Source organism: Candidatus Hydrogenedentota bacterium, from assembly GCA_018005585.1.
Lineage (GTDB): Bacteria > Hydrogenedentota > Hydrogenedentia > Hydrogenedentales > JAGMZX01 > JAGMZX01.
In genome coordinates, this window is sequence record JAGMZX010000252.1 from 1 (window position 1) to 4,985 (window position 4,985).

Below are 4,985 nucleotides of genomic sequence, written 5' to 3' on the forward strand. Positions count from 1 at the left end.
GTGGCGGCGGACGCGGTCATTATCACGCTGCAATGTGAATATTACGCCCTGGAGGGACTGAGCGAATTGCTGCAGACGATTTTGCGTGTGCGCGACAACCTGAATCCCGGCCTGCGCATCCTCGGCGTGCTGCTCACGATGTATCAGCACACGAAACTGGCGCGCCAGGTTGTGGACGACGTTCGCGAGCACTTGGGCGACAAGGTGTTTCAAACCGTCATTCCGCGAAACGTAACGCTGAGCGAAGCGCCTGGATTCGGGCAACCGGTGATTTATTACGATGTGCAGTCCAGTGGCGCGAAGGCCTACCTCGCTCTGGCGCGGGAGGTAATCGCACGTGGCTAGTCCGAAGAAGAAAGGTCTGGGCCGGGGCCTTGACGCCCTGCTGGGCGATGCCCCAGTCAATCTGGATATGCTGCGCGAACGCGAACCGGCGGCGGAAACGCCGCCCAATGGCGCGCGCCTGCTCCTGCTCGACCCCCGGGATATCAAGCCCAACCCGATGCAGCCGCGGCAGACCTTCAACGAGGAGACCCTGGAAGAACTCGCGGAGTCCATCCGCCGCGACGGCGTTCAGGAGCCGGTCATCGTCCGAAAAGCAGGGGACGGCTACGAACTGGTGGGGGGCGAGCGGCGTGTCCGTGCCAGCATCCTGGCGGACCTGGACAGCATCCCCGCGATCTGCCGCGAAGTCGACGACCGTGACATGCTCAAGTTGAGCCTGATCGAGAACGTCCAGCGCGAAGATCTGAACGCGATCGAACTTGCCCATGCGTACCAGCGGCTTATCGGCGAATACGGCCTGACGCAGGAACAACTTGCCGCGGAGGTTGGAAAGAAGCGCGTCACGGTCACGAATACGCTGCGGCTGCTCCAACTGCCGCGGGAGGTGCAGGACATGGTCGCCAGCGGCGACCTCACCATGGGCCACGCTCGTGCGCTCCTTGGCCTCGAAACCGCCGCCGGGCAAAGCCGCGTCGCGCGCAGAGTCGTTGCGCAGGGCATGTCCGTGCGGCAGGTGGAGCAACTCGCGTCCGCGGGCAAACCCGAACCCCGGAAGCCCGCCGCGAAAGACCCGAACATTGCCAGCGTCGAAGACGAACTTCGCCGGGCGCTGGGCGCCAAGGTTACCGTCAAGACGGCGAAGAATAACCGCGGCCGCATCGAGATCGAGTACTTCAGTCTGGACGAACTGGAACGGCTCTTGACGTTCTTTCGCGGCCGGAAACACTGATCCCGGCCGGCACGTCTCAGGAAACACGCAGGAAAGCACACGCCGATGTTGGACATGAAGCTGTTGCGCGAAGCTCCCGAGTCCGTGCGCGCCGCGCTCGCGCTGCGCGGTTCGGACCTGGATTTGGAAGCCGTTCTAGCCGTGGATGCCGAATGGCGCAGGCTCACCCACGAGTGGGAGCAACTGCGCGCGGAACAGAACCGCGCCGGCGATGAAATTGCGCGGCTCAAGCGCGAGAAAATGGATGCGGCCGCGGCGATTGCCGCGATGAAAGAGGTCAGCAGCCGGATCAAGAGCCTCGATGACGCGCGGTCCGAGGCCGAAGCGCGGCTGAACGGCCTCGTGATGACGATTCCGAACATCCCGCACGAGAGCGTGCCACACGGCCACGATGAGAAGGCCAACCGCCTCGAACGGAAATGGGGCGAGCCGACGCGTTTCGATTTCGAGCCCAAGGACCATGTCGCGCTGGGCGAGGGGCTCGGCATCCTTGATTTCGAGCGCGCCGCGAAGATAGCCGGGGCGCGCTTCTCGTTGTCCAAGGGACCCGCGGCCCGGCTCGAACGCGCGCTCATCAGCTTCATGCTCGATGTCCACACAACCCGCCACGGCTATGCGGAAGTGCTGCCGCCGTTCCTGGTCAACAGTGACAGCATGCGCGGCACGGGCCAGCTGCCCAAATTCGCCGCGGACCTGTTCAAGCTCGAAGGCACGGATTACTGGCTCATCCCGACGGCGGAGGTGCCGGTGACCAACATCTACCGTGACGAAATCCTCGAGGAGGCCGTGCTCCCCGTCTGCTTCGCGGCCTACACACCCTGTTTCCGCAGCGAGGCCGGCGCCTACGGCAAGGACACCCGCGGCATGGTGCGCCAGCACCAGTTCAACAAGGTTGAACTGGTGAAGTTCACGAAACCCGAGCACTCCTGGAACGAACTGGAGAAGCTGACCCGCGACGCCGAACGCATTCTGCAACTGCTCGACCTGCCGTATCAGGTCGTTTGCCTCTCCACGGGCGACCTGGGTTTTTCCGCCGCCAAGACATTCGACATCGAAGTCTGGTTGCCCGGCCAGGACTGCTATCGCGAGATCAGTTCGTGCTCCAACTTCACGGATTTCCAGGCCCGCCGCGCCAATATCCGGTTCCGCCGCGCGGGCCAGAAGCCCGAGTACGTGCATACGCTGAACGGGTCCGGGCTAGCCGTCGGGCGCACGGTTATCGCCATTCTTGAGAACTATCAGCAGGCGGACGGCAGCGTGCGCATACCGGAGGCGTTGCGGTCCTACATGAACGGGCTGGAGGTCATAAAGGCCCAGTCATGACGCGCGAATACGAGGAGGCGTCCCGGCGCATCACGGAAGGCAAGCGCGTCATCGCGCTGACCGGCGCGGGCGTCTCCGTCGAGAGCGGCATTCCCGATTTTCGCAGCGAAGACGGCATCTGGTCCAAGTACCCGCCCTACGAATACGCCACCATCGACGCTTTCATACGCAATCCGGAGAAGGTCTGGAGCCTCTGGTTCGAACTGGGCGGCATGATGGAGGGCGTCACGCCTAATCCGGGTCATCTTGCCCTGGCGGAACTCGAAGAACTGGGCCACCTCCACGCCGTAATCACGCAGAACATCGACAATCTGCATCAGGAGGCGGGTAACACGAACGTGATCGAATACCACGGCAACACGAAACGGATCGTTTGCCTGCGTTGCCACACGGCGCGGCCGCTCGACATCACGAAGGAACAACGCCCGGGACCCCGCTGCGCGTGCGGTGAGTACATGAAACCCGATGTCGTACTCTTCGGCGAAACCATTCCTCATCGCGCGCTGCTCGAATCTGAGGCGCTTGCCCGCTCGTGCGACGTCATTCTTATCGTGGGCACGTCCGCGCAAGTCTTTCCCGCCGCGGGGTTGCCCTTCACTGCGAAGGACGCGGGCGCGTACGTAATCGAATGCAACGTGGAACCCACCGAATTCACGCGCACGATCACCGATGCTTTTCTACAGGGACCTTCCGGCGAAAGCCTGCCGCGTCTCGTGAACTGGGTGCGCCGCTGAGAGCGGGGGACATGGCGCACGAGGCAGCAGCGGGAACCCTTTGCCGGTTCCCTTATTGTCTTTGTTCGGGTGTACGCACGCGCACGGCGCCCGGGTACGGCTGCTTGCCCGGAGGTTGTCTTGTCCCGATGGAGAACCTGCTACGCGCGCCCGTACCGTGAATGACGGCGCCGACTTCGTGTCCACGCACCGCCAAGTCATTCTCGGCCTCCGCTTTGCGTCCATGGCGGTCGTCGGACCGTCGTGCCTCGCCTATAGTTGAGTGAAACCCCGGGAGGCCGTGCGCTATGATCACCGCGCGGGCAATGCCGCAATTGTGCCGCAAGAAAGCGGAGAACCAGCCATGATGCCGATCATCGCATTGTCGTTCCTCACGATGCTTTCCACAGTGGCAGCGCCGCCGGAAACAGGCGGGCAGCCCACCTTCGCGGATGACGTGGCTTTTCTGAAGCAGCATCTGGAGGTCATCACCCTGAGCGGCCCCGAGGGCAACGCCCAAGTCGCGGTCGTGCCCGCGTACCAGGGCCGCGTCATGACCAGCACCGCGCGCGGCCCCGCGGGCGCGAGCTTCGGCTGGGTGAACCGGGACCTGATTGCGTCCGGCAAGATGCAGCCGCATATCAACGTGTACGGCGGCGAAGACCGCTTCTGGATGGGGCCCGAGGGCGGCCAGTTCGCCATCTTCTTTGCGCCGGGCGCGCCTTTCGACCTTGAGCATTGGCAAACGCCCGCCGTCATCGACACGGAACCCTTCGATGTCGTGGAGTCGGCGGCAGGCCGCGTTGCCTTCCGCAGGACCGCGCGTGTACAGAACCGCGCCGGGACCACTTTCGACATACAGGTCGACCGCGTGGTGCGCCTGCTCTCGCCTGAACAGGCCGGGGAGACCCTCCACGTAGAGATTCCGGCCGGACTCGACCTTGTCGCTTACGAGACCGAGAACACGTTGATGAACCGGGGCAGCGCGTCGTGGCGGCATGAATCGGGCCTGCTCTCGATTTGGATTCTGGGGATGTTCAATGCCTCACCCGACACGACCATCGTGATCCCCTTTGTTGCCGGGCCGGAAAGCGAACGGGGTCCCAAGCTGAACGACGCCTACTTTGGCCATATTCCGGCGGAGCGGCTCGTGGTCCGCGACGAAGTCGCGTTTTTCAAGGCCGACGCGCGGCATCGCGGCAAAATTGGTGTGGCGCCTCTCCGCGCAAAGCCGGTACTCGGCAGTTACGACGCGAGCGGCCAGGTGCTTACCCTCGTGCAGTACACGAAGCCGGGCGCGGTGATTGACTTCGTCAACTCGATGTGGGAGGTGCAGGAGGAGCCGTACCGCGGGGACGTGGTCAATTCGTACAACGACGGACCGCCCGAACCGGGCAAACCGGGGCTGGGCAATTTCTACGAACTCGAAACGTCATCGCCCGCCGCCGATTTGCCGCCGAACGGCACAATCACGCACGCGCACCGCACGTTCCACTTCCAGGGCAGCGAGGCCGCGCTCAGCGCCGTCGCGCAGGCGTGCCTCGGCGTAAGCACGGAGGAGATCAGGACTGCCTTCGCCCCGTAGGGTGAATTGCCGCGGCGCGACGCGCCGGTCAGCCATGGAAGGCGTGGTCGAAGTCCTTCCAGACCGGGTCGTATCCGGCCCGTCGGATGGCCGCGACAACTTCCTCGGGTCCGCGCCGGTCTTCTATTTC

The 4,985-nt window shown here is 63.9% G+C and carries 6 protein-coding genes; all 6 read left to right on the forward strand.

The window, feature by feature from the left end:
* On the forward strand, positions 1–345 hold a 345-nt coding region (locus KA184_23220; GenBank protein MBP8132502.1), incomplete at its 5' end, for a ParA family protein.
* Positions 346–412: 67 nt separating this feature from the next.
* On the forward strand, positions 413–1,234 hold the full coding sequence (locus KA184_23225) for a ParB/RepB/Spo0J family partition protein (protein ID MBP8132503.1): 822 nt from the start codon (positions 413–415) through the stop codon (positions 1,232–1,234).
* Between the two features lie 45 nt (positions 1,235–1,279).
* Positions 1,280–2,557 carry a serine--tRNA ligase gene (gene serS, locus KA184_23230; GenBank protein ID MBP8132504.1) on the forward strand — a complete coding sequence of 426 codons (1,278 nt, stop codon included), beginning with the start codon at positions 1,280–1,282 and terminating at the stop codon, positions 2,555–2,557.
* Entirely contained in the window at positions 2,554–3,291 is a 738-nt protein-coding gene (locus KA184_23235) for an NAD-dependent deacylase (protein ID MBP8132505.1), read from the forward strand. The genes serS and KA184_23235 overlap by 4 nt, the downstream gene beginning before the upstream one ends.
* 40 nt (positions 3,292–3,331) lie before the next feature.
* The gene (locus KA184_23240) at positions 3,332–3,553 is read left to right on the forward strand and encodes a hypothetical protein (GenBank protein ID MBP8132506.1); all 222 of its coding nucleotides are present in this window, start codon (positions 3,332–3,334) and stop codon (positions 3,551–3,553) included.
* Between the two features lie 114 nt (positions 3,554–3,667).
* Positions 3,668–4,855, forward strand: a complete 1,188-nt coding sequence (locus KA184_23245; protein ID MBP8132507.1) for a hypothetical protein — start codon at positions 3,668–3,670, stop codon at positions 4,853–4,855.
* Positions 4,856–4,985 lie beyond the last annotated feature (130 nt).